Source organism: Yaniella sp. (assembly GCF_030453185.1).
Lineage (GTDB): Bacteria > Actinomycetota > Actinomycetes > Actinomycetales > Micrococcaceae > Yaniella.
Genome location: NZ_JAKDKW010000001.1, coordinates 1 through 24,278, shown reverse-complemented (window position 1 = coordinate 24,278; position 24,278 = coordinate 1). Strand labels below are relative to the sequence as shown.

General features: G+C 54.0%; 20 protein-coding genes. All 20 read right to left on the bottom strand.

From position 1 onward, the window contains the following. Positions 1-98: 98 nt before the first annotated feature. Positions 99-3,677 (bottom strand): DNA polymerase III subunit alpha, encoded by a 3,579-nt coding sequence (dnaE, locus tag L0H14_RS00100; protein WP_301416853.1) that lies wholly within the window; start codon positions 3,675-3,677, stop codon positions 99-101. A gap of 51 nt (positions 3,678-3,728) precedes the next feature. After that, a complete protein-coding gene (locus L0H14_RS00095; protein WP_301416855.1) occupies positions 3,729-4,655 on the bottom strand; it encodes an RluA family pseudouridine synthase in 927 nt (308 codons plus the stop codon). After that, positions 4,642-5,181, bottom strand: a complete 540-nt coding sequence (gene lspA / locus L0H14_RS00090; protein ID WP_301416857.1) for a signal peptidase II — start codon at positions 5,179-5,181, stop codon at positions 4,642-4,644. Before lspA ends, L0H14_RS00095 begins: the two co-directional genes overlap by 14 nt. A 117-nt stretch (positions 5,182-5,298) precedes the next feature. After that, a complete protein-coding gene (locus L0H14_RS00085) occupies positions 5,299-5,979 on the bottom strand; it encodes a DivIVA domain-containing protein (RefSeq protein WP_301416859.1) in 681 nt (226 codons plus the stop codon). Between the two features lie 191 nt (positions 5,980-6,170). After that, positions 6,171-6,464, bottom strand: a complete 294-nt coding sequence (locus L0H14_RS00080; RefSeq protein ID WP_301416860.1) for a YggT family protein — start codon at positions 6,462-6,464, stop codon at positions 6,171-6,173. Positions 6,465-6,507: 43 nt separating this feature from the next. After that, entirely contained in the window at positions 6,508-7,068 is a 561-nt protein-coding gene (gene sepF / locus L0H14_RS00075; RefSeq protein WP_301416863.1) for a cell division protein SepF, read from the bottom strand. A 106-nt stretch (positions 7,069-7,174) separates the two neighbouring features. After that, on the bottom strand, positions 7,175-7,957 hold the full coding sequence (locus L0H14_RS00070; protein ID WP_301421278.1) for a polyphenol oxidase family protein: 783 nt from the start codon (positions 7,955-7,957) through the stop codon (positions 7,175-7,177). Further along, on the bottom strand, positions 7,902-9,080 hold the full coding sequence (gene ftsZ / locus L0H14_RS00065) for a cell division protein FtsZ (RefSeq protein ID WP_301416865.1): 1,179 nt from the start codon (positions 9,078-9,080) through the stop codon (positions 7,902-7,904). The genes L0H14_RS00070 and ftsZ overlap by 56 nt, the downstream gene beginning before the upstream one ends. 150 nt (positions 9,081-9,230) lie before the next feature. Further along, positions 9,231-10,196 carry a cell division protein FtsQ/DivIB gene (locus L0H14_RS00060; RefSeq protein WP_301416867.1) on the bottom strand — a complete coding sequence of 322 codons (966 nt, stop codon included), beginning with the start codon at positions 10,194-10,196 and terminating at the stop codon, positions 9,231-9,233. Positions 10,197-10,201: 5 nt separating this feature from the next. Further along, positions 10,202-11,713, bottom strand: coding sequence for a UDP-N-acetylmuramate--L-alanine ligase (murC, locus tag L0H14_RS00055; protein ID WP_336621691.1), 1,512 nt, complete (start codon positions 11,711-11,713; stop codon positions 10,202-10,204). Further along, positions 11,710-12,810 carry an undecaprenyldiphospho-muramoylpentapeptide beta-N-acetylglucosaminyltransferase gene (gene murG / locus L0H14_RS00050; protein WP_301421277.1) on the bottom strand — a complete coding sequence of 367 codons (1,101 nt, stop codon included), beginning with the start codon at positions 12,808-12,810 and terminating at the stop codon, positions 11,710-11,712. Before murG ends, murC begins: the two co-directional genes overlap by 4 nt. A 20-nt stretch (positions 12,811-12,830) precedes the next feature. Next, positions 12,831-14,036 carry a putative lipid II flippase FtsW gene (gene ftsW / locus L0H14_RS00045; RefSeq protein WP_301416871.1) on the bottom strand — a complete coding sequence of 402 codons (1,206 nt, stop codon included), beginning with the start codon at positions 14,034-14,036 and terminating at the stop codon, positions 12,831-12,833. A gap of 25 nt (positions 14,037-14,061) precedes the next feature. Further along, positions 14,062-15,582: a UDP-N-acetylmuramoyl-L-alanine--D-glutamate ligase gene (gene murD / locus L0H14_RS00040; RefSeq protein ID WP_301416873.1), complete on the bottom strand. Its 1,521-nt coding sequence runs from the start codon at positions 15,580-15,582 to the stop codon at positions 14,062-14,064. Further along, positions 15,579-16,682 carry a phospho-N-acetylmuramoyl-pentapeptide-transferase gene (gene mraY / locus L0H14_RS00035; RefSeq protein WP_301416875.1) on the bottom strand — a complete coding sequence of 368 codons (1,104 nt, stop codon included), beginning with the start codon at positions 16,680-16,682 and terminating at the stop codon, positions 15,579-15,581. Before mraY ends, murD begins: the two co-directional genes overlap by 4 nt. Then, positions 16,683-18,164, bottom strand: coding sequence for a UDP-N-acetylmuramoyl-tripeptide--D-alanyl-D-alanine ligase (gene murF / locus L0H14_RS00030; protein WP_301416878.1), 1,482 nt, complete (start codon positions 18,162-18,164; stop codon positions 16,683-16,685). A 21-nt stretch (positions 18,165-18,185) separates the two neighbouring features. Then, a complete protein-coding gene (locus tag L0H14_RS00025; protein WP_301421292.1) occupies positions 18,186-19,808 on the bottom strand; it encodes a UDP-N-acetylmuramoyl-L-alanyl-D-glutamate--2,6-diaminopimelate ligase in 1,623 nt (540 codons plus the stop codon). Positions 19,809-19,839: 31 nt separating this feature from the next. Further along, a complete protein-coding gene (locus tag L0H14_RS00020) occupies positions 19,840-21,573 on the bottom strand; it encodes a penicillin-binding protein 2 (RefSeq protein WP_301416882.1) in 1,734 nt (577 codons plus the stop codon). Positions 21,574-21,666: 93 nt separating this feature from the next. Then, a complete protein-coding gene (locus tag L0H14_RS00015) occupies positions 21,667-22,437 on the bottom strand; it encodes a hypothetical protein (RefSeq protein ID WP_301416883.1) in 771 nt (256 codons plus the stop codon). Beyond that, on the bottom strand, positions 22,434-23,459 hold the full coding sequence (gene rsmH / locus L0H14_RS00010) for a 16S rRNA (cytosine(1402)-N(4))-methyltransferase RsmH (RefSeq protein ID WP_301416885.1): 1,026 nt from the start codon (positions 23,457-23,459) through the stop codon (positions 22,434-22,436). The genes L0H14_RS00015 and rsmH overlap by 4 nt, the downstream gene beginning before the upstream one ends. A 167-nt stretch (positions 23,460-23,626) precedes the next feature. Further along, positions 23,627-24,058: a division/cell wall cluster transcriptional repressor MraZ gene (gene mraZ, locus L0H14_RS00005; RefSeq protein ID WP_301416887.1), complete on the bottom strand. Its 432-nt coding sequence runs from the start codon at positions 24,056-24,058 to the stop codon at positions 23,627-23,629. Positions 24,059-24,278 lie beyond the last annotated feature (220 nt).

The following is a 24,278-nucleotide window of genomic DNA, read 5'->3' as shown; positions in this document are numbered from 1 at the left end:
TTCTAGTCCTACATATAGTTGCAATTCAACCCAAACTACTACTACATATAGTGAAGCCCGCTCACTTCATCGGACGCACTGCACTCCGTTTCCTCACGCTATTCCAAGCAGGCCGGCCCCAACAGTACCTTCAGGTCCCCAAAAAGCGCCGGATTGGGTGAGACCTTGTATTGTGGTCCCACCCGCATAATTTCCATCGTCAGGTTACCAACAAGTTTAATATTCACATCCGTCGTGCCTGAGTGTGCTCTCAAGACATCACCTAACTGGCGGATGAGCGGTTCGGTGGCTTTGAAAGAAGGGATCGTGAGGTTCAGCGGACCTCCAGCACCCATATCTGTGGTATCAATAATCGTCATCTCTTGAGCCGAGATGACGACCGAGCCGTCGTCACGACGTTGGACGCGCCCCTTGATTGAGACCACCAGGTCTTCGGCAATCACACTAGAGATTGGTTCATACACCCGACCGAAGAACATCACATCGATGGAAGCACCGAAATCTTCAACTTCGGCCCGAGCATAGGGGTTGCCTGACGTTTTGGCTACGCGACGCTCTAGGGAAGTGATAAGCCCTGAAATCGTCACAAATGAACCGTCTGCGGGACCTTCATCATCCAGCACCTGACTCACGCTGTGGTCAGCGTGCTGCTCTATGACTTGCTCCAGCCCCTGCAGCGGGTGATCAGACACATACAGGCCGATCATCTCACGTTCAAAAGCCAACTTTGTTTTCTTATCCCATTCGGGCAGATCCGGTACGGTCACACCGAATCCAGTGTCGATAGCGCTATCGTCCTCTTCTAGTAGCGAGAAGAAATCGAATTGGTTGTTCGCTTCCTGTCGCTTCTGCACAACAGAAGAATCAACCGCTTCCTCGTGCACAGCAAGCAGGGCGCGACGGCTGTAATCCAGTGAGTCGAAGCCTCCGGCTTTGATCATAGATTCAATGGTTCGCTTACTACAGACCTCTTGCGGCACCTTCTTGAAGAAATCCTGAAACGACGTGAAAGCTCCTTGCTCCTCACGGGCTTTCACCATACCTGCAACAACGTGAGCTCCGACGTTTCGTACAGCGCCCATACCGAAACGGATGTCCTTACCGACAGGCGTAAAGTTCTGCGTTGACTCATTGATATCGGGTGGCAGAACAGTAATGTGCATGCGCCGACATTCGTTAAGATATAACGCCAGTTTGTCTTTATCGTGCGAGACCGAAGTCAACAAGGCGGCCATATATTCAGCTGGATAGTGCGCCTTCAAATAGGCAGTCCAGTATGAGACCAATCCATAAGCCGCCGAGTGCGCCTTGTTAAAGGCGTAGTCCGAGAATGGCAGCAAAATATCCCACAGTGCGGTAATTGCTTCTTGTGAATACCCACTATCCAACATGCCCTGTTGGAAACTCACATACTGTTTATCCAGCTCAGATTTCTTCTTCTTACCCATTGCACGGCGCAGAATATCTGCTTGCCCCAGCGAATAACCTGCCACCTTTTGTGCAATGGACATAACTTGTTCCTGATAAACAATCAGGCCGTAGGTTACACCGAGAATCTCGCTGAGAGGCTCTTCCAGCTCTGGGTGGATCGGTGTAACTTCTTGCAGTCCATTTTTTCGCAGCGCATAGTTGTTGTGGGAGTTGGCACCCATTGGTCCCGGACGATACAGCGCTAGGGTCGCAGAAATATCTTCGTAGTTGTCGGGGCGCATCAGTTTCAGCAATGAACGCATAGGTCCGCCGTCAAGTTGAAAAACGCCGAGGGTATCCCCTCGCGCCAGCAACTCATACGAAGCTTTATCATCAAGTTCCAAAGATTCAAGATCCAGGATGAAGTCGCGGTTGAGTTCAATATTTTCAACCGCATCAGAAATCACCGTGAGGTTACGCAACCCCAAAAAGTCCATCTTGATGAGCCCGAGAGCCTCAGCTGTCGGGTAATCAAACTGGGTAATAACTTGGCGATCAACGAGCCGTCGCATCAGCGGGATGACGTCGATGATAGGATCCGAAGACATAATCACGCCCGCGGCGTGAACGCCCCACTGGCGGATCAGACCTTCGATACCTTTGGCGGTTTCAAAAACCTCTTGGGTTTCTGGATCAGTTTGTAGCAGTTCGCGAAACTCGCCGGCCTCGGAATACCGAGCTGCCTCGGGATCTTCGATATCACTCAGTGGAATATCTTTTGCCATGACCGCTGGGGGAAGCGCCTTGGTGAGCAGCTCGCCCATTGAAAAGGGCTTACCCATGACACGGGCCGAGTCTTTGAGCGCTTGCTTAGTCTTAATGGTTCCGTATGTCACGATCATGGCCACACGTTCGTCACCATATTTTTCTGTGACGTAATCAATAACTTCGCCGCGACGACGATCGTCAAAGTCCACATCGAAGTCTGGCATCGATACACGGTCAGGGTTCAGAAACCGTTCGAAAATAAGGCCGTGCTCGAGCGGATCCAATTCGGTAATACGCAGCGCAAAGGCCACCATAGACCCTGCACCCGAACCGCGTCCTGGGCCAACGCGTATACCTTGCTCTTTTGCCCAGTTGATAAAGTCTGCTACGACCAGGAAATACCCTGGGAAGCCCATATTGATAATGACATCGAGTTCGTAGTCGGCCTGCTTCTGCACGTGGGCCGGGATACCACTGGGGTACCTCGCGTGCAGCCCTCTGTTCAATTCCTTGATAAGCCAACTGGTTTCATCTTCGCCCGGAGGCGTCGGGAACCGCGGCATATAGTTCGCTTCAGTGTCGAAACTGACTTCACACTGTTCGGCAATAAGTAACGTATTATCGGCTGCTTCGGGGAACTCCGAAAACAATGACCGCATTTCTGCCGCAGATTTCAGATAGAAATCGTTACCGCTAAATGCGAACCGAGAACCACCCTCATCATAGGTTGGTTCACTCAATTTTGAACCAGACTGCAGCGCAAGCAGTGCTTCGTGGTGCTTGGCATCGTGCTGGTAGGTGTAGTGCAGGTCGTTGGTGGAAACCAACGGCAAATTGAGATCTTTGGAGATTTGAATGAGATCGCCAAAAACACGACGTTCTAACTCGAGGCCGTGCTGCATGATCTCTACGTAGAAATTCTCTTTACCAAAGATGTCGCGAAATTCGGCCGCAGCTTCCAGAGCCTCTTGATACTGGCCCAGACGCAATCGGATTTGGACTTCACCGGATGGACAGCCGGTGGTGCCAATAATTCCTTCGGAGTAATCATTAAGCAGTTCTCGGTCGATTCGAGGCCATTTGGCGTAGACCGCGTCGAGCGAGGCGTGCGACCCCATCCGAAACAGGTTATGCATACCCGTATTATTCTTGGACAACAGCGTCATGTGTGTATACGCACCACCGCCCGAGACGTCGTCTGAACGCTGGTCAGGGTCTCCCCACCGTATTCTCGTCTTATCCGTCCGGTGCTGCTGCCCCGGTGTTAGATACGCTTCTAACCCAATAATCGGTTTAATGCCATGCTGCTGCGCCTTATTCCAAAAATCAAAGGCACCGAACAGATACCCATGGTCTGTAATGGCCAGAGCTTCTTGACCCAGTCGACTAGCCTCGGCAAAGAGATCATCGAGTTTCGCTGCTCCATCCAACATCGAATATTCGGTGTGGGTATGCAGGTGTACGAAACCATCGCGTTGTGCGCTGGATCCACGGGCCATGAAACTGTCGACCTCCAGATAAGTTTTGAACTAGCGTCAGTCAGTCTAGCCCTAGTAACGTAAACGATCCAACGCATACGACAGGTCGATTGGATACTCGGAGGTATAGCTCATGTCCTGGCCGGTGACAGGATGTTTAAAGCCAAGGCCAACAGCATGCAGCCACTGACGTGTAAGTCCTAAGTCCGCGGCAAGACTCGCATCGGCTCCATACGTTAGATCCCCCGCGAGGGGATGCCCGAGCGCTGAGAAATGCACGCGTATTTGATGCGTCCGTCCAGTATGAAGATGCACATCGACGAGAGTTGCGGTCCCAAACGCTTCGATGGTCTCGTATTCCGTGATGGCTTCGCGACCACCCTCTACGACACCGAACCGCCATTCATAGCCGGGGTGACGATCAATGGGCGCGTTGATAGTACCGTTGACGGGATCTGGCAGGCCTTGAATGAGGGCGTGATAATTCCGCTGCGGTGTGCGGTCTCGAAAGGTAGCTTTCAACCGACTGTAGGCAACTTCAGTTTTCGCGACTACCATAAGTCCCGAAGTCCCGACATCTAGCCGTTGGACTATTCCTTTTCGTTCTGGTGGTCCAGACGTCGAAATATTAATACCCAAGGCGGCTAAACCACCAACTACTGTGGGGCCGCGCCAACCCTGAGATGGGTGTGCTGCAACACCCACTGGCTTGTCAATTACGACGTAGTCTTCTTCGTCAGCTATCACGTTGAGACCTTGCACAGTTTCAGCTTTCACCTCTAGCGGGTCAGGATCATCAGGCAGCGTCACCACAACGAGATCACCGGGGCGGAGTTTGGTAGATTTTAGGGCGTCTCTGTTACCTACTCGAACTAAGCCTCGCTGAATCCATTCGACAGCCTTTGTGCGAGAAATATCAACGGCCTTGGCCACTGCTGCATCCGCGCGTATGGCCTCAGTGGCTTCAAATGTCTGGGTAGCGGGTTCAGGAGTTGACATATTTAGCGTCGTCGCCAGTGTCCTCTGGCAGGCCGTCCATGGTTTTGCCCAGCATTACAAGTAGGACAATAATGATGATAGAGACCACTATAAAGGAATCGGCGATATTGAAGATCGCAAAATTATGGACGGCAATGAAGTCGATGACGTGGCCGGTACCGAAACCAGGCTCTCGAAAGAGACGGTCGGTCAGGTTGCCAGCGATACCTCCGCCAAGCGCTCCGAGGGTTAAAAGCCATGGGAGCGTCCGGGCCTTACTGAAGATTAGGTATAACACGATGATGAGGCCGACAGCTTGAATGATGGAGAAGACCCACGTGTACTCAATGCCTATTGAAAAGGCGGCCCCTGGGTTTCGTATAAAGTGCCAGGTGAGTATGGGTTCCAGGACCGGTATACGTTCGCCTTCTTGCATGTTGGCAAGCACGGTTTCTTTAGACCAGAGGTCTGCCACGTAGGCGATGGCCGAAGGAATCAAGGCAATCCACCAGGCTCTCTGCGGTACCTGTTGGTCGTGCTGGGCCACGGTGGCTCCTTTGAGAGAATAAAACGTTGTTTTACATGCAGATGATCGGCTATTTATGTAAATAGCCGACCATCGTACGTGGCGTGAAAAACCCGGAAGTCGTCTCGGGGTGCCAGACTACTCTGTGACTCGAGCTTGTGAGTCCAGATCTTGAAGTTGGTTTTCAATAAATGAGCGCAACCGTGAACGGTAGTCGCGTTCGAAGCCGCGGAGTTCTTCAACTTCACGTTCCAGAACGGTCTTGCGTTCTTCGAAGTCTGCCAACGTTTTACGTGAGGTTTCTTGTGCCTCGGTAACCAGCCGGTTGGCTTCACGCTCAGCTTCAGAAACGATCTCATCGCGTTTGCGCTCGCCGTCAGAGACATATTCATCATGCAGGCGCTGTGCCATAGCGAGAACCCCGGCTGCCGACTCTGCGGTGTCTTCATGACCCGACGCGACAGGAGCTGCGGCCGTAGCGGTTGTCTGCTGGAGAGGCTCCGGCTCCGCTGCTGGTACCGCTGGTGTTTCGGTTTCAGCTTCCTGCTCTGGCTCAACAACGGGAAGGTCTGCTGCCGAGGTGGTTGTGGAGTCGTCTCCGTCGCCAGCAGGTACAGGGGCAGGGACAGGTGCTTCTTCACCGGTTTGAGCTTCAAGCTCAGTCACCTGACGCCGTAGGTCGTCATTTTCTTGATTTAGACGGCGCAATTCCTCAACGATCTCGTCGAGGAAATCGTCTACTTCGTCTTGATCGTAGCCTTCACGAAATTTCGTGACTTGGAACTTCTTATTGACTACAACTTCCGGCGTGAGAGCCATGTGGTCACCCCAATTACTTGGTCATGTACATATTTAGAAAACTTGAGTTTTCTCATTAGTAGTTCAAGTCGGAACTCTAGTCTACTTATTCATCTGAGGATTACATTATCACCGTGGCTTAGCAAACGAGTAGTCCACGCCGCCACAATGTCGAAATATCTCAAAACATCAACAATATCACTTTAGTTGAATCAGCCTGCCGCAGCTTGCAACGCCACGAAACGAATGATCATGACAATGAAAAACACCACGATGAAGGACAGATCTAGTGATACCTGGCCGAGGCGCAACGGTGGAATAAACCGACGGAAAAAGCGTAATGGCGGATCAGTTGCTGTCATTACCAGTTCGGCAATGATGAGGTTAATTCCGCGTGGTCTCCAGTCGTGCGCGAAGGAGTTGACCAATGAGTAGAGGACGCGTACCACGAGGATGAAAAAGTAAATGGTCGCGACCAAATACAACGTGGTCCAAACTATCTGCACGAGTCCTCAGTATCCTTGGTTCTGTGTGGCTTTGCGGATCTGCTTACGCCTGATCGAAGAAGTCTTCGTCGTGGGCTGTAGCTGAATGTCCATCAATGACGTTTTCCACGTTTGTGGGCGTCAATAAGAAGACCTTATTCGTTACCCGTTCGATCGCACCATGCAGACCAAAGGCGAGTCCCGCTGAAAAGTCCACCAGCCGTTTCGCTTCTGCTTCCGACATGTCGGTGACGTTAATAATAACGGGGATGCCTGAGCGGATTGCTTCTCCGATAAGCTTCGCGTCATTATAGGACCGCGGGTGGATGGTACGCAGTTTGTGCACTTCAGCGCTTTCCTCTCGGGACTGGACCACACGCTTGATAGGTGTAACCGGCGCCCGGTAGTCATCATCTTCATTTGGCACCGCGCGTGGACCCGCCTGTGGTGTTTCCACGGGCGTGGTGGTCACTGGGGCTGCTTCCCGCACCTCTGGCTTCGGGGCAGGTTCGGCAGGTGCCTGACTTGCTTTACGTTCTTCTTCTTCTATGAGTTCTTGCTCATAGGCTTCATCACTATCAGCCAGACCCATACGGATCATAGCTTTCCTTAATCCGCTAACCATGCGCACCTCAAATCCTTGATGGTCCTAAGACACCTTCGACCCTAGTGGACAAAGCGGCCAAAACCAGGGAAATGCGTCGCATTCGTCGGTGTGTCGTACAGCATCGCTATGATTCCCTCGTTTGCCATACGACGCCGGCTAGACGACCAACTCCTGGATTCCGACGGTGAGAAAACAGTCGCTCGTTCGTCAACGTACATTCTTCTACTCGCTGTACAACGACACCACGTTGCCGCAAAATATCTTCGGCAGCTGCGGGAAGATCGAGTGCTGGAGTCCCCCATGTCGTTTCAGAAAAAATGGCGGGATGATCGAGACTCGCTTGATCGCGCATTGACTCAGGGACCTCGTAACACTGTCCACAGACGCCAGGCCCGATCGTCGCTGTGATAGTCCCGGTTCCTTGGGCGTCGAGGGTCCGAAGCTGCTGAACAGTGTTTTGGAGGATGCCGCCCAACAAGCCGACGCGACCCGCATGTGCAATGGCAGTTGGACCGTAGTCGGTGGTGAAAGCAATCGGCAAGCAATCGGCTACCAGGATGGCAATGGGATCGGTTCCATCCTCCGAGACGATTGCATCACCTTCGCCTATGGTTTCGACCTGCGTCCAACCTTGGTCACCGGAGGATTGCACTATAGAAGAGTGAGTTTGAGAAACGAATCTTGTTGTACCAGGCTCTATTCCCAATGCTACTTCAAGTGCACGCCGGTTATTGGCAGTATCCTCAGCCGTATGGTGCCGATCAAGCACCGTCAACGACATATTGCCGGCATCGACGGAGGTGAAACCTACATTATGTCCGGTGTCAGTACGGTGCTGGTGAATCAGCAGCTTACTTAAGGAAATCAGGCACGTCCAGGTCGTCGTTGCCCTTATTTGATGACTCAACGACGGTCGGTAAGGGTTCTACTCGGTTCTGATCCTGGCTTTCTTCCGACTTCTGAGTAGTGTCCTCAGGTGACTCCTCCGGAACATTCGGTTCTGGCGCGCTCACAGGACTGATCGAGGCTACTGGGGCCACGGGAGCTGCTACCTGCGATGTCCCTGCATTTTGTGCCGCATTGACAGGGTCATCGAATCCTGCTGCGATAACGGTCACACGGACTTCGTCTCCAAGATTGTCAGAGATTACGGCGCCAAAGATGATGTTGGCCTCTGGGTGGGCCACTTCTTGCACCATTCGAGCTGCTTCGTTGATTTCGAACAGCCCCATATCTGTGCCACCTTGAATCGATAGGAGCACTCCGTGTGCGCCATCGATCGAAGCCTCCAGAAGTGGTGAAGCAATCGCTGCTTCAGTCGCCTCCACAGCACGGTTCTCACCCTGTGCTGCGCCGAGACCCATCAGTGCTGAGCCGGCACCTTGCATAACCGACTTGACGTCGGCGAAGTCCAAGTTAATGAGGCCGGCCGTGGTAATCAGATCGGTAATGCCTTGCACGCCAGATAAGAGCACCTTATCTGCTTCTTCAAAGGCCTCCATGATGGAAATGGAACGATCTGAAATCGACAGCAGCCGATCATTCGGAATAACGATGAGCGTATCAACTTCGTCACGCAGTGAGTCAATACCTGTTTCGGCATTGGTTGCACGACGGCGACCTTCGAAGGTAAACGGTCGGGTGACCACACCGATGGTCAACGCACCGAGTGAACGTGCGACACGGGCTACAACGGGGGCAGCACCGGTTCCGGTTCCACCACCTTCGCCTGCGGTCACGAAGACCATGTCAGCCCCCTTGAGGGCTGCTTCGATCTCTTCAGCATGATCCTCGGCGGCCTGACGGCCGACCTCTGGGTCGGCACCTGCACCGAGGCCGCGGGTCAGGTCACGGCCGACGTCGAGTTTTACTTCAGCAGACGACATGAGCAGTGCCTGAGCGTCGGTGTTAATAGCAATGAACTCAACACCGCGCAATCCGACATCGATCATTCGGTTGACAGCGTTCACGCCGCCGCCGCCGACACCAACAACTTTGATGACGGCCAGGTAATTCTGGGGTGAGCTCACGATATGATCCCTATTCTGCGTTCGTTTGTGGGACGGAGTTCAAGCTGCGTCCAAGTTTACTTCTCTAGCACACAATATGCCCACACCATCGGCTGGGCAATGACCCTCGACCGTGTGTCGGCCCGATCACCACATAAAAGCGGTATCGAGTTACCGAGTAACCGGAAAGTCGGGTGCGGAAACATCATATTCCGATATTTGTGCCGCTTCATCGTCCTCGAGTCCGAGCAGAGCTTCAAGAACTTTGGCCTTCTTCTCAGCATCTTCATTATTGCCCCACATCACCACTTTGCCAGAAGTGAGTTCGAGCTCAATTGAGTCAATCGACGACCCCGATGCTGCTCGTACCTGGTCGCGCAAATCGTCCGGCAATGACCCCAATACTTCATTGATCGTGTTGAATACATCTTCGTCGGTCACATCGGCAGCTGATGCGACCACGGGAAGATCAAATTCCTGGGCTTTTTTGGAAGTGATTTCAGCGAGTTCAGTACCGTCTTCGGAAAACACCACGTACTCTTTGCCTCGTGGGCCCATGGCGATAGGTTGATACTCATTGATGTTGACAACGAGTCCGTGTGGTGGTTCTGCTCGCAACGTCACGTCTTTTACCGCGGGGATGTTTTCAAACAGTTCGTTCACACCACGTTCCCCGACTTGAGGTAGTGGTTTACCCTCCAGCCCCGCGGTACGCTCGACTGCTTGTGACTCGGTCACTAAGTCCAGTCCTTCGTGTTCAATTTCTTCGATTGCCAGAATCGGTGAGAAATACAACACAGCCCAGCCACCACCGAGAAGCACCAAGGTGGACAGGATACTTATCCAGAGGGCCCGACGACGCTTAATCTTCCGCTGTTCGGGACTTGGCGGAAGCTCCAAAACTGTCTCATCGATATCATTGTCGTCCGCCTCCAACGCGGGGTCCGATGGCCTTGCGGGTTCGTCATCGACCCGGGGGATTCCAGTTTCCGTGACAGTTTTCTCGTCGGAGTGGATAGGACGTTCGACCGAGATAGATTTGGCCGGTTTTTTAGCTGCCAGGCCGGGAAACTTTTCTGCGACTTGGTTGGTATCATCCGAGTTATTTGATGGATTCTTGGGCGGGTTTTTCGACATGGGCACTAGCTATTGTGTTGGTTGAGTCCGGCAACAATGGCTTCGATGAGCTGGTTGACATCACCGGCTCCCAGCGTCAGGATGATGTCGCCCGGCGTCCCTGCCTGTACCACCGATTTCACAGCAGCCTCCCGGCTAGCCACTTGCGTCGACTGCGGGTAGCGGGCGGTGAGCTCTCGCGCCAATTGATCAGTAATAAGCTCGGCGGTCACGCCCTCGATGGGTGTTTCTCTAGCACGGTAGATTTCCAGTACTCGAACCGTCGACGCGAGTGAGAGTGCTGCGGCAAATTCTTGTGCAAAGTCGCGGGTCCGTGAGAACAGGTGCGGCTGAAAAACGACGTGTACCTTATTCCCCGCAGCCATCGTGTTCGCCGCCGTAATAGCCGCATGGACTTCTGTGGGATGGTGAGCGTAGTCGTCATATACACGGATATCGTTCACCGTGCCGTGGTGCTCAAAACGCCTAGCTGAGCCGGTGAATGACGCCAGACCTGTCGCGGCGTCTGCTGACGGGATACCTGCCAGTACGGCAGCCAGCAGCACACCAGCTGCGTTGAGCGCGTTATGCGTTCCGGGCGTAGCCAGCGCAACAGTTTGTGAACTACCGTCACTGAATTGATACGTCACCTGTTGGCCGGAACCAGTCACGTCCGGTTGAATATCGGTGATTGCTAAGTCCAGCGTGTGAGTATGGCTATTAGTACGGACTGTCGGATTCATGCTTGGAGCAAGACCATACGTGTATACCTTGGCGCTTGGTACCTGTGCGGTGCCGGCGTCGCGGTGGCGCTGGGCCAGTGCTGCGGCTCCTTCGTCGTCCGCGCATATTACCAGGGCACCATCTGGACGGATCTGCGTCGCAAAGTCTGTAAATACCTGGTGGACGGCCGCTTCAGTCCCGTAATAGTCCAAGTGATCAGCTTCAATATTGGTGATGATCGAAATATCGGGGGTGTAGTTCAGCAGCGAACCGTCGGATTCATCGGCCTCCGCGATAAACCATTCACCGGTGCCGTGATCCGCATTTGTGCCAAGGTTGGCGATGGCGGCACCTACAGCGAAAGAAGGCTGGGCACCAGCATGGGAAAAAGTCACGGCTGCCATCGATGAAGTGGTGGTCTTCCCGTGTGTGCCGGCTACTGTGAGGACCTTTTTGCCGTCCATCGCGGCGGCAAGTCCTTGAGAACGGTGATAAATGGGCACACCAGCAGCTTCGGCGGCCTGCCGTTCAGGATTGTTGGCCCCGGCCACTGTGGAAGCAATAACGACGTCAATGGTGCTGCCGGTTTGTTCTTGTGCATGATGGAAGTTTTCGGCTTGGTAGCCAACGTAAATGGTGGCGCCGCGTTCGCGTAATTGCTGCATAACAGGCAAATCTTTGGCGTCCGTCCCCGTCACGGTGATGCCACGCGCGAGTAAAATACGTGCGACGCCCGATACTCCTACTCCCCCAATGCCCAGAAAGTGGGCGTGCCGGATGTCTTGCAGACGTGGTATGTCGTGGTTGGTCATCATGCGACTTTCGTTTCGGAAATGATGGTGGCCATGGTTTCGGCGGCATCGGTGATACCCAGATTTTTGGCGGTTTGGGCCATGTATTCCAGGCGGGGTTCATCAAGTAAGAGATTGGGCAACCGGGTGGCTACCCACTGGGAGGTGAAATCATGATCAGCAACCACAACGGCCGCACCAGAGTCCTTCAGCCCGGCCGCGTTGAGTTCCTGCTCACCATTACCGATAGGCAGTGGAACCAAGACCGATGGAAGGCCGATGGCTGCCAGTTCATGAACGGTCCCTGCTCCGGCACGGGCGACGATCAGGTCGGCAGATTGGTAAACGCGCGACAACCCGTCAATATACTCGACTTGGACATAACCATCTTTTTCGATCGCGGTACCTGATTCGTCGCACACAACCTTGTCGCGGCCTGTCAGATGCAGTATTTGCGCGTCAGTTGCCAGGAGATCGTCCAATGCTCCACCAACGGCGTTGTTCAGATTCATTGCACCTGAGGAGCCACCGGTGACCACGAGTGTCGTTTTGTCAGGATCCAAGCCAAGAGACTGGCGTGCCTGTGCCTGCATGGTGGGACCCATAGGTAGATCTGTAATGTTCTTTCGCATGGGCATACCGACGTGGATAACACCGGGTAAATCGGTACCCTCAAAGGCACAAGCCACCACGCTGGCGAAGCGAGCCGCAAGCTTATTGGCCAGTCCAGGGCGCACGTTGCCTTCGTGTACGATGACTGGAATTTTCTCAGCCCGAGCGGCTAAGTACACGGGGGTTGAAGCGTATCCTCCCACGCCCACGACCACTTGCGTTTCATGTTCACGCAGAAGTTGTCGAGCCTGCTTGACTGCTTTGCGGAGTCGAAATGGGACCGAGAGCAAGTCGACGGACGCTCTACGAGGCATAGGTACTTTGTCTACCGTTGAAAAGTTATAGCCTGCATCGGGGATGAGTGCGGCCTCCATCCCTTCTGCTGTACCAATCATCAAGACATCTACATCAACGTCGGTATCTACGTATCGGTCGACGAGAGCTTCGGCCATGGCAAGCATCGGTGAGACGTGGCCGGCTGTACCGCCACCGGTGAAGACAACGTTCATAGTCGTAGTCATTGTATAAGTTATACGCTTTCTTTCGTGACGGGCTGCCCTTGCGCCGTTGAGGTTCGATCGTGAATTTCTTGTGCCTGATGTCTCGCAAAGGATAGGACCACACCTACGGCCAGGATGGCCATAAGCAGCGCGGAACCACCCGCAGAGATGAACGGAAGTGGTACTCCAATAACTGGCAGCAGCCCGGTGACCATCGCAATGTTCATAAAGGCCTGTCCTAGTAACCACGTCATGATCGCACCAGTGGAAAGACGAACAAAATTATCCGTGCTGTTATAGGCGACACGGAACATGCCGATGCCTAGGACCACGAACAGCCCGATGACTAACAGCGCACCGAGCAGGCCCAGTTCTTCGCCGAGCACGGTGAAAATAAAGTCATTGCCAGCTTCAGGAATATAGGACCACTTTTGTCGGGATTGTCCAAGTCCGAGGCCGAACCATCCGCCCGAGGCCAACGCAAAAATACCTTGTTCGTATTGGTAACAGGGATCCGCGGGGTGGTCACAGTCGCCCATCCAAGCTTGGATGCGCATCATACGGTTGTCCGACATCATGGTAACGAGCGCCACACCAATGAGACCGATCGCCGCGGTGCCTAGCAGGTAGACGGTCCGCATACCACCCAGGTACAGGATGATGGCCATAATCATCAGCATAATCAACACGGTGCCGAGATCACGGCCACCCATAATGAGGCCCACAATCACGAACCCGAATGGAAAAACCACGGGAATCAGCAGGTGTTTGCCAGAACTTTGAAATTTGAGTTTCTGACTGAGAGCGTATGCTGCCCACACGCTAAAAGCTAGTTTGGCAGCCTCAGCCGGCTGGAATGAGAAGCTGCCCAGTCGGAGCCAATTTCGGTTACCGTTGATTTCTACACCCAACGGAGTAAAGACCAGAGCCAGCAGCACGATGCTGATTAACAGCATGATGACCGCGAGCTTGTGATAGGTCTGCCGTCGCCACTTCCCCATCCAAAACAACAGCACAAGCCCGATGACGGCGTAAAGTCCCTGAGAACTCAACGAGGAAAACGAGCCTGCGCCACCAATGAATTCCACAGACGATGCAGATAGCACCATAACGACGCCGATGAACGTCAGTGCGAGGGTCGGTCCTAAGATCAGCCAGTAGGCCGACTTTTTGGAATGTACGCCGGTCAACCAGTCCCAAGCACGAGCTACACGAGGTGTTGGACCGTTGGTCATATCGCGCTCCTGTTGGTCGGTTGTCTTAGTGTCCCGGATAATTGATGTCGGATAGCATCGTGGCGATCGCGTCGGTGAAAGCCTCTCCACGAACGTTATAGTTTGCGAATTGGTCCATGGAGGCCGCCGCCGGAGATAACAACACGGTGTCGTTCGGTTCTGCCAGCTGGTGGGCTAAGTTGACCACTTCTCGCATCACCGCAGCTCCGTTTGCAACTTCCACTGTAGTGTCTCGCAGATAGTCGGTGTGGACAGGAACCGAAGGTGCGTGTCGCTGCAGAGCAGCAACGATTCCGGCGTGGTCTGTGCCAATGAGGATGACCGATTTTAGGCGATCTTTATGCGTTTTCACAAGATCTTCATAGGAAGCCCCTTTGGACAGGCCTCCGGCGATCCAGATGATTGGCCTATAGGTGGCCAGTGCAGCATCTGTCGCGTGTGGGTTAGTTCCCTTTGAGTCATCGACCCACAAAACATCATGAAAGTGCGCAACCGGTTGAATCCTATGAGGTTCCGGCTCATAGGTGCGCAACCCGGCCTGTACCGCCGCAGGTTCGACGCCAACAGCGCGGACCAAAGCGGCCGCTGCTAGCGCGTTAAAAACCATGTGCTGCGGGGCAGGATTTCCTATGTCACCAAACTCGGCTAGCTCGAGTGCTTGGGATCCGCGGCTGATGAGATACGCCCGATCGACAAGCAAATCATCCACTGTGCCGAGCATCGAACGCTGCGGCGTATCGGTCGATATACCGATGGCCCGACACCCTTCGATAACGTCAGCTTCCTCGACCATCCTTATGGTCTCAGCTTCGTCGTCATTATAGATAGCGGCAATGCGGGTGTTCTCATATACTTTGGCTTTGGCTGCCTTGTAGTTTTCGAACCCCCCGTGCCAATCCAAGTGGTCTTCGGCGATATTCAGCACTACGGAAGCTTCAGGTTGGATGTGCTCGATCCAATGCAGCTGGAACGATGAGAGTTCTACGATGAGAAGGTCAAAACCATCTGGGTAACGAATAGCATCCAGAATAGGTGTTCCGACATTACCGACGGCAACAGCGTCCAGCCCTTGGGCGCGTGCCATAGACTGCGCCATCGTGGCGACAGTCGTCTTGCCATTAGTACCGGTCAGAACCACCCATTGAGCTGTACGTTTTCCCTCGCGCTGACGCACTCGCCAAGCGAACTCTATGTCACCCCACACTGGAATATCCGCCTGTTGGGCTGCCATAAGCACGGCGTTATCTGGCCGCCAGCCGGGTGAGGTGATCACGACATCGATGTTGCCGCCGATACCTGTGGCATCAGGCAAGCCTGTGACGGCGTCCTCACCTAGGAGGACGTCTTTGACGCCGACGATCTTCAGGGTTTCGGCAGCTTTTCGATTCTCTGCAGTATCTTTACCGTCGACAACAATAACTGCGGCACCAAGCTCAGCAAGCGTATCCGCCACGGAGAATCCTGTGACGCCGATACCCGTGACCACGACGGAGAGTTCCGACCAGTTGGAGTCCCACGTGGTGAGATGATCTAGTGTCTGGTTCATCGGAGGATCACCCATTCAGCGTAAAACATTGCTAGCGCGGCCACTACAAAGCCCAGCCCTATGAGCCAGAAGCGCACCACTACCGTAACTTCTTCCCAGCCTTTGAGCTCGAAGTGGTGCTGGAGTGGAGCCATGAGGAAGACGCGCTTGCCTCCGGAAATCTTGAAGTATCCCACTTGGATGATGACTGAAGCGGCAATCACGACCATCAGTCCAGCAAGTACAACGAGCAGCACTTGTGTTTTGGAGAAGATGGCAAATCCGGCCAGTGCGCCACCCAGCGCCAGGGAACCGGTGTCGCCCATGAAGATTTTTGCCGGGGCGGTGTTCCACCATAAGAATCCCAGCAGCACGCCGGCCAGAATCGATCCCAGCAGGGCGAGGTCCATCGGATCGCGGACTTCGTAGCAGCCCCCTGCACTGCTCGTGCCGGAGCAGGCCTGGTTGTTTTGGAAGAGCGTAATCAGGACATAGCCCACAGAGACCATGGCAACGGCCCCTGTGGCGAGTCCGTCCAGTCCATCAGTGAGGTTCACTGCGTTGGTTGTAGCAGTGGTGATCAGATTCGACCAGATGACGAATAAGATGGCGCCGGCTGTGGCTCCGAAAAACGCCAGATCCCAGGAAGTATCACGGAATACCGATATGGCTGTTGACGCCGGGGTGAACCCCTGACTATTCGGGAAGTTGAGCGCCAAGATCGCAAACGTAATGCCGACCGCTCCCTGTCCGACAATCTTTCCGGTGGGGGTCAGTCCGAGGGATCGTTGATTCGAGATCTTGATGTAGTCGTCAAGGAAACCGATCAAACCCATACCGGCGGTCAGGAATAAGAGTAATAACGCCGAGACCGTGATGCCGGAGTTCTCTAATTCGAGCATGGACATGATCCAGTGGGTGACGAAGTACACGAGCACAAATTTGATCACGATCACGACACCACCCATGGTGGGGGTGCCGCGTTTTGTTGCGTGTGTGGTGGGTCCGTCGTCTCGAATTATCTGGCCGTATCCGCGCCGATTCAGCAAGCGGATAAACAGGGGTGTTCCCACAACCGTGAGGATGACGCCAAGTACAGCGCCTATCAATAGTCCAATCACTTACGGCATCTCCTTGCGGCCCACCAGGTTTTCAGTGGTCAGTCGGTCGGCGAGTTCCCAGAGGCGAGTGCCGTTGGAACCCTTGACGAAAATGATGTCGCCTGGTTGAGCGCGCTCTGTCAGCAGCTCGAAGGCTTCATCATTCGATAACACGTGGTCGACTTCGTCACCCCAGGAACCCTCGTTTACTGCACCGGTATAGAGTGCTCGAGCTTCGGTACCCACAACGACGAGTTGGTCGATATTTAACCGCACTACGGTCTCCCCGAGCAGGATATGTTCCTTGGCGTGCTGGTCTCCCAGTTCAAGCATTGGGCCTAAGATCGCCCAGGTGCGACGACCGGTGTTGCGCCCAAGCATGGCCAGGGTTTTGAGTCCTGCTCGCATCGATTCGGGGTTCGCATTATAGGCATCGTCGATGATGGTGATGCCGTCAGCGCGATCAGTGCGCGCCATACGGTGTGCCGAAGTAGGGCCAATTTCGGGCATGACTTCGGCAATTGTCTCTAGGTCCAGCCCCGCTGCCAGCGCCGCTGCGGCTGCTGCTAGCAGGTTCGATGTGTGGTGTTCACCGATCATGTGCGCGGTGACATCCCGACCCATGCGATCTTCGTCAGTGGCGTCATCGCCGAGGTACTGCAGATTGAAGCGTGGGTTTTCGTTCTCGGTGGTCGCTGCATCTGCAGCATAAAGTAGGTGTTGGCGCTCCGGCGGCAATGAGGCAGCCGAGAACCAGATCGTTTTCGCTCCGCTGGGCACCCGGGTTGCCATTTCGGCGACCTTGATGTCATCGGCGTTGAGGACTGCGATGCCGTTTGGTTCGAGCGCTTCTACGATTTCGCCCTTGGTTATGGCAATGTTCTCTAGCGAGCCGAAGGATTGAGCATGAGCGGTACCAACGGTAAGGACTACCGAAATATCCGGGCGCACGATATTGGTGAGTTCACTAATGTTTCCAAGACGATCAGCACCCATTTCAACTACTAGAAACCGGGTCTCGAGGTCGGCAGTAAAGATAGTGAGGGGCAAGCCAGTTTCACCGTTATAGGAGCCTCGCGGAGCGACCGTTGGTCCCTGAGATGACAGCAGCGTGGCTAGTGCATCTTTGGTGGAAGTCTTACCAACGGACCCGGTTATACCGATCACAGTGGTTTCTGAGTGTTCCCGGATCTTTTCGACAATGTAATGAGCCAGGTCCCCCATGGCTACGGTCGAATCGTCGACAATCACGGCAGGGTCGACTCCACCGCGCTGATCGGCGGTTTCTCGTTCCGCCAGAATCAGCTGGGCTCCGGCTGCTCGAGCTGCAGTAATAAAGTTGTGTCCATCGGTGACTTCACCACGCCTGGCAATGTACAAAGAATTCGGTACGAGTTGACGGGAATCTGTATCGGCAGAGGTAACTGTAGTCGTGACGTCGACACTGGAGGTGAGCCGACCGCCCGTAGCTTCTGCTATCTGGTGTGCTTTGAGTTCAATCATTTCGCATTTGACCTTACCGCGTTAGTCCGTGAGTTCCGCTGATGCTGCGCCAGTTGTAATGAATCCGTGATCGACAAGGTGGTGGCGAAGGACTTCGCGATCGTCGATTTCAAATGGTTCACCGGCGATGTCCTGGTGGGTCTCATGCCCGCGTCCCGCGGCCAATATGGTGTCGTGCCGCGACGCGATCTCGACCGCATACGCCAGAGCTTTGGCCCGCGGCGCTATTTCTAGTATTTGGGTATCTGTGCCATTGGCTTTGACGTACGACGCGGCACCTTCAATGACGGGTTTTCGAATTTGAGCGGGCTCCTCGTAATGCGGGTCATCGTCGGTGACGATCACGACGTCAGCATATTCAGCGGCAATACGGCCCATGAGTGGACGCTTAACCGTATCGCGCTGTCCTGTTGCCCCGAAGACTAAAATGGTGCGTCCGGCCTCATCATCTTGGTCTCGGGAGCGATTCACTGCTTGTAAAGCTTGTGTCAAACCGTCTGGGTTGTGAGCAAAATCTACGATCACAGTTGGCTGTTTCGAAAGAACTTCCATGCGCCCGGGCACGGCTGATTCAAATGGTGCGTGCTCAGCAACGCTCAATGTTTCGGTGATGACGTCCCAATCCTGGCGATCATGACCTGTGTAGACCATCACAGCGGCCAGGGCGGCATTGGCAACGTTAAACTTACCCGGCATATCTACGCGTGTGGCGACTTTATAGCCGGATTCGTGTTGCAACGTGAACCGATGCCCGATGCCCACGGCTTCGACTTCGATGATTTTCCAAGTGGTGTCTGGCACATCGATGTCCACAACTGCTGCTGGCCCCAGGTCAAGTGTTACGGGATTCGCTAATTGCTGGGACAGTTTCATGCCCCAGGCTGGTTCAGCTCCGCCGTTGACTGTTACGACTTGATTGGTCGAGTGGTCGTCGTTGAATAGGAGTGCTTTGGAAGCAAAGTAGTGCTCCATGGTGCCGTGGAGGTCGAGGTGGTCCTGAGTGAGGTTGGTAAAACCAGCGACCCCGTAGCGCAGCCCAAAGGTTCGTTTATATGCCATGGCGTGTGAAGACACCTCCATGGCTGCTGCGGTGACCGACGATTCACGCATCAATGCCATAAGGCTGTGAAGGTCCGGTGCTTCCGGCGTAGTGAATTGTGAAGACACTGATCGCCCTGCGATGCGCGTCTCGATCGTCCCGATAAGTCCGGTCGTCTCTCCTATTGCTGCCAACAGGGCATTGACGAAGTAGGTTGTAGTGGTTTTCCCGTTCGTCCCGGTTACGCCATACATTTGCGGTGGTGTGGACGCGATGTTGTCGTAGATGACTGCGGCAGCCTCGGCAAGGGCTCCTCGTACATCCTCCACCACGATTGCGGGGACATCTCGGGGCACTCGTTCCAGGCCACGGGCGTCAGTCAGTACCGCAACTGCCCCAGCAAGAAGAGCTTGGTCGAGGTAGTCCGCACCGTGGTGGTGTGCCCCGGCTACGGCAGCGTAGAGGTCGCCTGCCTGGACTGTTTTCGAGTTCATGGAAATGCCCATAACCGTTATATCGGTAGAACCGGATATTGAGGGCTGATACTGGACTAAATTTTTCGCGATTGCGTCAAGTTTTACGTTTACTTTATTTTGTGGTCGCATCATGGTCATAGTGGCCGCCCTCTAATATGGGCTACCATGGCCTTTCCTGTGGGTCTTCGGTAAATACATCGTAGATCTGGGGCCCGGTTTCGGACGGTGGAACAGAGTATTTACTCAGTAGATATTCCATGACGTCGGCTGCAGTATCGGTGACTTGCCAAGATTCCCATTCGCCTTGCGGGCGGTGGACAGCTACTGAGACGATGAACTGGGGATCATCTATTGGCACGACTCCGGTAAAGGATGTGGTGTGGCCGTCGTATCCTCCGGCTCCAGCAGCCTGGCCTGTTCCAGTCTTTCCGCCTACACGGTAGCCATCAATTTGGGCGTTGTAGGCGGTGCCTTCTTCGACGACTCCTTCCATCAGCTTCAACATGTCATCTGCCGTTTCCTCAGAGACGACTTGTTGAGGCTCTGTTGGCGGCTCCCATTCGGTTTCAATGCCGTCTTCGTCGATATATGAATCAATGATTCGTGGAGGCATCATTTTTCCACCATTTGCTAGGGCCTGGAAAATTCGAGTGGTGTGCAACGAAGTCAGGGAATATCCCTGTCCAAACGTGGTGGTGAAGTGTTGTCTTCTATCCCAGTTCTCCCACGAGGTGAACAGACCCTTGTTGACGTTCGTCATGCCTATGTCGATTGGCTCGCCAATACCAAAGTCCTTCATATATTCCCAACGCTCTTCGGCGCTGAGTTGTGTCGCAACTTGAACTGTGCCGGTGTTGTAGGACCTCGTAAAAATACCAGCGGTGGTCATGTCGTGTGTGTCGTGCGGCATCGAGTCATTGATTTCTTCGTTGTTGAAGGTTTGGCTGTGGGGCACCGTCCACTTATCTTCGGGCGTGACCTCGCCCGAGTCTAAGGCAGCAGCAAAGGTTACCGCTTTACCAGTTGATCCAGGTTCGAACGCCTGCGATAGTGCAGTGGGACGCCAGAAGAGTGGATCCGTCTCTGAGGGGTCTGTCGGATCAACTGTTTCGGAGTCCGATAAGGCCAATATTTCACCGGATTTGGCATCCATAACCACGATGTTCCCCCATTCGGCGTTGTACTCATCAACTTTGGAGGCAATGGCTTCCTGCGCGTACCAGGAGACATCTTGATCAATGGTTAGCTGAACATCGTTTCCGTTAACAGCTGGGGTTTCAGAAAATGAGGCGTTGGGAATCCGGACGCCATCGGCAGATATTTCGAAAATTCGCTCACCTGTTTGTCCGCTGAGTCGTTTGTCTTGTGAGCGTTCGATACCTTCAAGGCCTTGCCCGTCGTGCCCGTTAAATCCGATAACAGATCCGGCCACACCCCCATTGGGGTACATTCGGTCGGCTACTGGTTCAGAGATGAGACCCGGGATGCCGATTTCGAGGGCTTCTTCTTTCACTTCCGGTGTGACTCGTCGTGATACGACTCGGTAGGGACGCTCTCCCACCATGATTTCTTCGAGTTCCGGGTAGTCGATTTCCAGCACTTCGGCAAGCTCTTCAAGCTGTTCTTCGATGTCTAAATCTACGTAGCCGGATTCTTCGGGTTCCCAGACTCTGGAATCCTGTACTAAACGCTGATCAACGACCAGGTCATAGCGTTGCACAGACTCTGCCAGGATTTGTCCGTCCCGGTCCAAGATCGATCCCCGCTCTGGGGCAAGCGTAACAGGCCGTGTTCTTCGGTCCATCGCCTGTTGGGCTTGATCTTCTGCATCGATGCCCTGAACAAAAAGGAGCCGACCACCCAGCACTAGTAGGCAAACCATCAATAGCGACATAGTCACCTTTAGTCTGGACTTTTGCGATCCAGTACTTAGCGCTTGGGGCACACGACTCACCTGCCTTCAACAGACTCGACCAGCTTCGCGGCATTAGTTGCCGGCTGCAAGACTAACCTGGGGTCCTTGAAGACTACCCACCGAAGAGTCGCCATTTGTCTCTGCCACGCCATTCTGAGGTGCTGAATTCGTCACACCGGACTCTGGCATGGAGATTTGTGGTTCAACGATTTTCACAGTGTCGGACTCGGGGCCAGGGACCCCCTCGTTTGTCATCTTCACCGGAGCGGACGCAGAGTGTTCTGGAGCCTCAACCTCAGCCGGAACTCCTGTACCCGAACGGACCGTTGGTTCTGACACAAAACTCGTCGGGGTGTTGTCTGCTTCGGCAGCTGTTGCCTTTCCAGTGATCTCCCCGGAAGCAAGATCGATCGAAGCTGACGCGCCGGGTAAAACCATTCCGAGATCGGCAGCTTGTTGTGCCACGGACTGGGGAGCCGAACTTTGCGCCAGGTCCTGCGCCAACGCTTCATTCGACTGCGTGATGTTGGTGAGCTGGCTATTCAGCTCAACGAGGTCGTACTGTCGGTTGGATAGGACGATATTGACGACCAAAACCACTAGCAGCGCGACAATTGGGATGGTCATGACGAAAATTGTGTAACCAATTGGTGTCCGCTTGAGCTGACCAGAGATAACCTTGAATTGGTCCCGACGTGTTTTGGCATCAGGATCGCGACCATTTGGCGTATAGCTAGGTTGCGTATCAAGATCATGTAGTTGATCATCGTCAAGGGGTCTCGCGGTGGCATCCGTAGAGTATTCGGGGTGCAATACGCGGATGTTCGAGGGGGAAGTGGTCATCCGTTGCTCCTGGTTGGTCGAATTTTTTCTATCGCACGTACTTTGGCCGAAGCAGCGCGTGGATTATCAGCAATTTCTTGTTCGGTAGGTTTTTCAGTGCCTCGCGTCAATACCTTGATCACCGGGGCGTGTTCCTCTAGTTCAACCGGAAAATTCGGCGGTGTGAGACTGGTCGCCTGTTCCTGGAAGGCCTTTTTCGTGATGCGATCCTCTAACGAGTGATAGCTCATGACCACCATGCGGCCCCCAATGTGCAAGCCTTTAAGCGCAGCCGGTAACGCATCGCGCAAAATACTGAGCTCCTCATTAACCTCTATACGCAATGCTTGGAATGTCCGCTTGGCGGGGTGTCCACCGGAGCGGCCTGCAGCCGCTGGGACTGCCCCTCGAATTACCTCAACGAGATCACCGGTGCGGTAAAAACGCTGCTCATCTCTTCGGGCGACGATGGCTGTGGCAATACGGCGCGCAAATTTCTCTTCACCAAAACGTCGAATGAGTTGTTCTAACCTGCGCTGGTCGTAGTCGTTCACAACATCTGCGGCGCTGAAACGGGCAGTAGGATCCATCCGCATATCGAGCGGAGCGTCATAGGAGTAAGCAAAGCCACGATCTCGTTCGTCTAATTGGTAGGACGATACACCTAGATCGTAGAGATACCCATCCGCTGCTTCGGTATCGGCGGTGCCTAACGCAGCAAGAATCTCGTCATATGTTCCATGAAAAGCGATAAACCGATCGCCAAAAGTCTTGAGCCGTTGACCGGCCAGTTCAAGTGCTTGGGTATCCCGGTCAATGCCGATCACGATTGCATCGTCGAATCGTTCTAACATCAACTGCGAATGACCGCCCATGCCTAGGGTTGCATCGACGAGTATTGGTCGACGGTCTTGCTGTCGAGCGGACGCTACACCTGGTACCAGCAAATCGATGACCCGATCCGCCATTACAGGAACGTGACGTCGGGCAGCGCCTGGAGCTACCGGGGCATCGTGCTGACCATCTCGGTCGATAGCTGCCATTATGCTCCTTTGCGTTTCGCCGACAGTGCTGAGAAAAATGATGGCTCTTAGTCCAGATCCCCATCCGTGCACCTGGCCCAGGGGAAGGCAGGCCAGCTGTCCGGATAGAGGTCTGAAATAAGAGTCCTCACCACGATGAAGTTGTATGTGCTTTGGCAGATTGCTGGTTAGAACAATCCGGGAATGACTTCCTCATCAGTTTCAGAGAATGCCGTCTCCTGCTCGTTGAGGTAATCGCTCCAAGCGGCTTGGTCCCAGATCTCTGCACGCGCACCAGCACCAATTACAGCAACGTCACGATCTAGTCCCGCATACTCTCGTAGCGGGGCTGGGATTGTGATCCTGCCTTGCTTATCCGGCTTCTCGTCTGAAGCTCCAGATAAGAAAACACGAATATAGTCCCTGGCCTGACGCGAAGAGAGCGGAGCTTCTCGCATCTGTTCGTGCACTCGCTGAAACTCTTCCATCGAGAACACGTACACACAACGTTCTTGTCCTCTAGTGAGCACTACACCGTCAGACAATTCGTCTCTGAACTTTGCCGGCAAGATCAAGCGGGATTTCTCATCCAAACGTGGAGTGTATGTACCCAAAAACATTTGGCACAACCCCCAACGTTGTTTGATCCCGTTTGCTCATGCTCTGCGACCACCGTCCTCTTAGTCCCCCACTTTACCCCACTTTCCACCACAATCAACATTTCAACTCCTATTCTGAGGGAATTTTCATCTTTTATCCACCCACTACGCTCCCCCCGAGCCCGGAAATTCGGCTTATTTCAAGGAAATTGCAGGAGTTGGACCGAAGTGGAGGACTTTG

Bases quoted from the DNA above. Each gene is read 5' to 3' on its own strand.
- L0H14_RS00020 (WP_301416882.1), bottom strand. From the start codon at position 21,573: ATGTCGCTATTGATGGTTTGCCTACTAGTGCTGGGTGGTCGGCTCCTT.
- rsmH (WP_301416885.1), bottom strand. From the start codon at position 23,459: ATGGCAGCTATCGACCGAGATGGTCAGCACGATGCCCCGGTAGCTCCA.
- murF (WP_301416878.1), bottom strand. From the start codon at position 18,164: ATGATTGAACTCAAAGCACACCAGATAGCAGAAGCTACGGGCGGTCGG.
- L0H14_RS00085 (WP_301416859.1), bottom strand. From the start codon at position 5,979: ATGGCTCTCACGCCGGAAGTTGTAGTCAATAAGAAGTTCCAAGTCACG.
- murD (WP_301416873.1), bottom strand. From the start codon at position 15,582: ATGAACCAGACACTAGATCATCTCACCACGTGGGACTCCAACTGGTCG.
- L0H14_RS00025 (WP_301421292.1), bottom strand. From the start codon at position 19,808: ATGCGACCACAAAATAAAGTAAACGTAAAACTTGACGCAATCGCGAAA.
- L0H14_RS00015 (WP_301416883.1), bottom strand. From the start codon at position 22,437: ATGACCACTTCCCCCTCGAACATCCGCGTATTGCACCCCGAATACTCT.
- L0H14_RS00060 (WP_301416867.1), bottom strand. From the start codon at position 10,196: ATGTCGAAAAACCCGCCCAAGAATCCATCAAATAACTCGGATGATACC.
- murC (WP_336621691.1), bottom strand. From the start codon at position 11,713: ATGATGACCAACCACGACATACCACGTCTGCAAGACATCCGGCACGCC.
- murG (WP_301421277.1), bottom strand. From the start codon at position 12,810: ATGAACGTTGTCTTCACCGGTGGCGGTACAGCCGGCCACGTCTCACCG.
- ftsW (WP_301416871.1), bottom strand. From the start codon at position 14,036: ATGACCAACGGTCCAACACCTCGTGTAGCTCGTGCTTGGGACTGGTTG.
- sepF (WP_301416863.1), bottom strand. From the start codon at position 7,068: ATGGTTAGCGGATTAAGGAAAGCTATGATCCGTATGGGTCTGGCTGAT.
- dnaE (WP_301416853.1), bottom strand. From the start codon at position 3,677: ATGGCCCGTGGATCCAGCGCACAACGCGATGGTTTCGTACACCTGCAT.
- mraZ (WP_301416887.1), bottom strand. From the start codon at position 24,058: ATGTTTTTGGGTACATACACTCCACGTTTGGATGAGAAATCCCGCTTG.
- L0H14_RS00095 (WP_301416855.1), bottom strand. From the start codon at position 4,655: ATGTCAACTCCTGAACCCGCTACCCAGACATTTGAAGCCACTGAGGCC.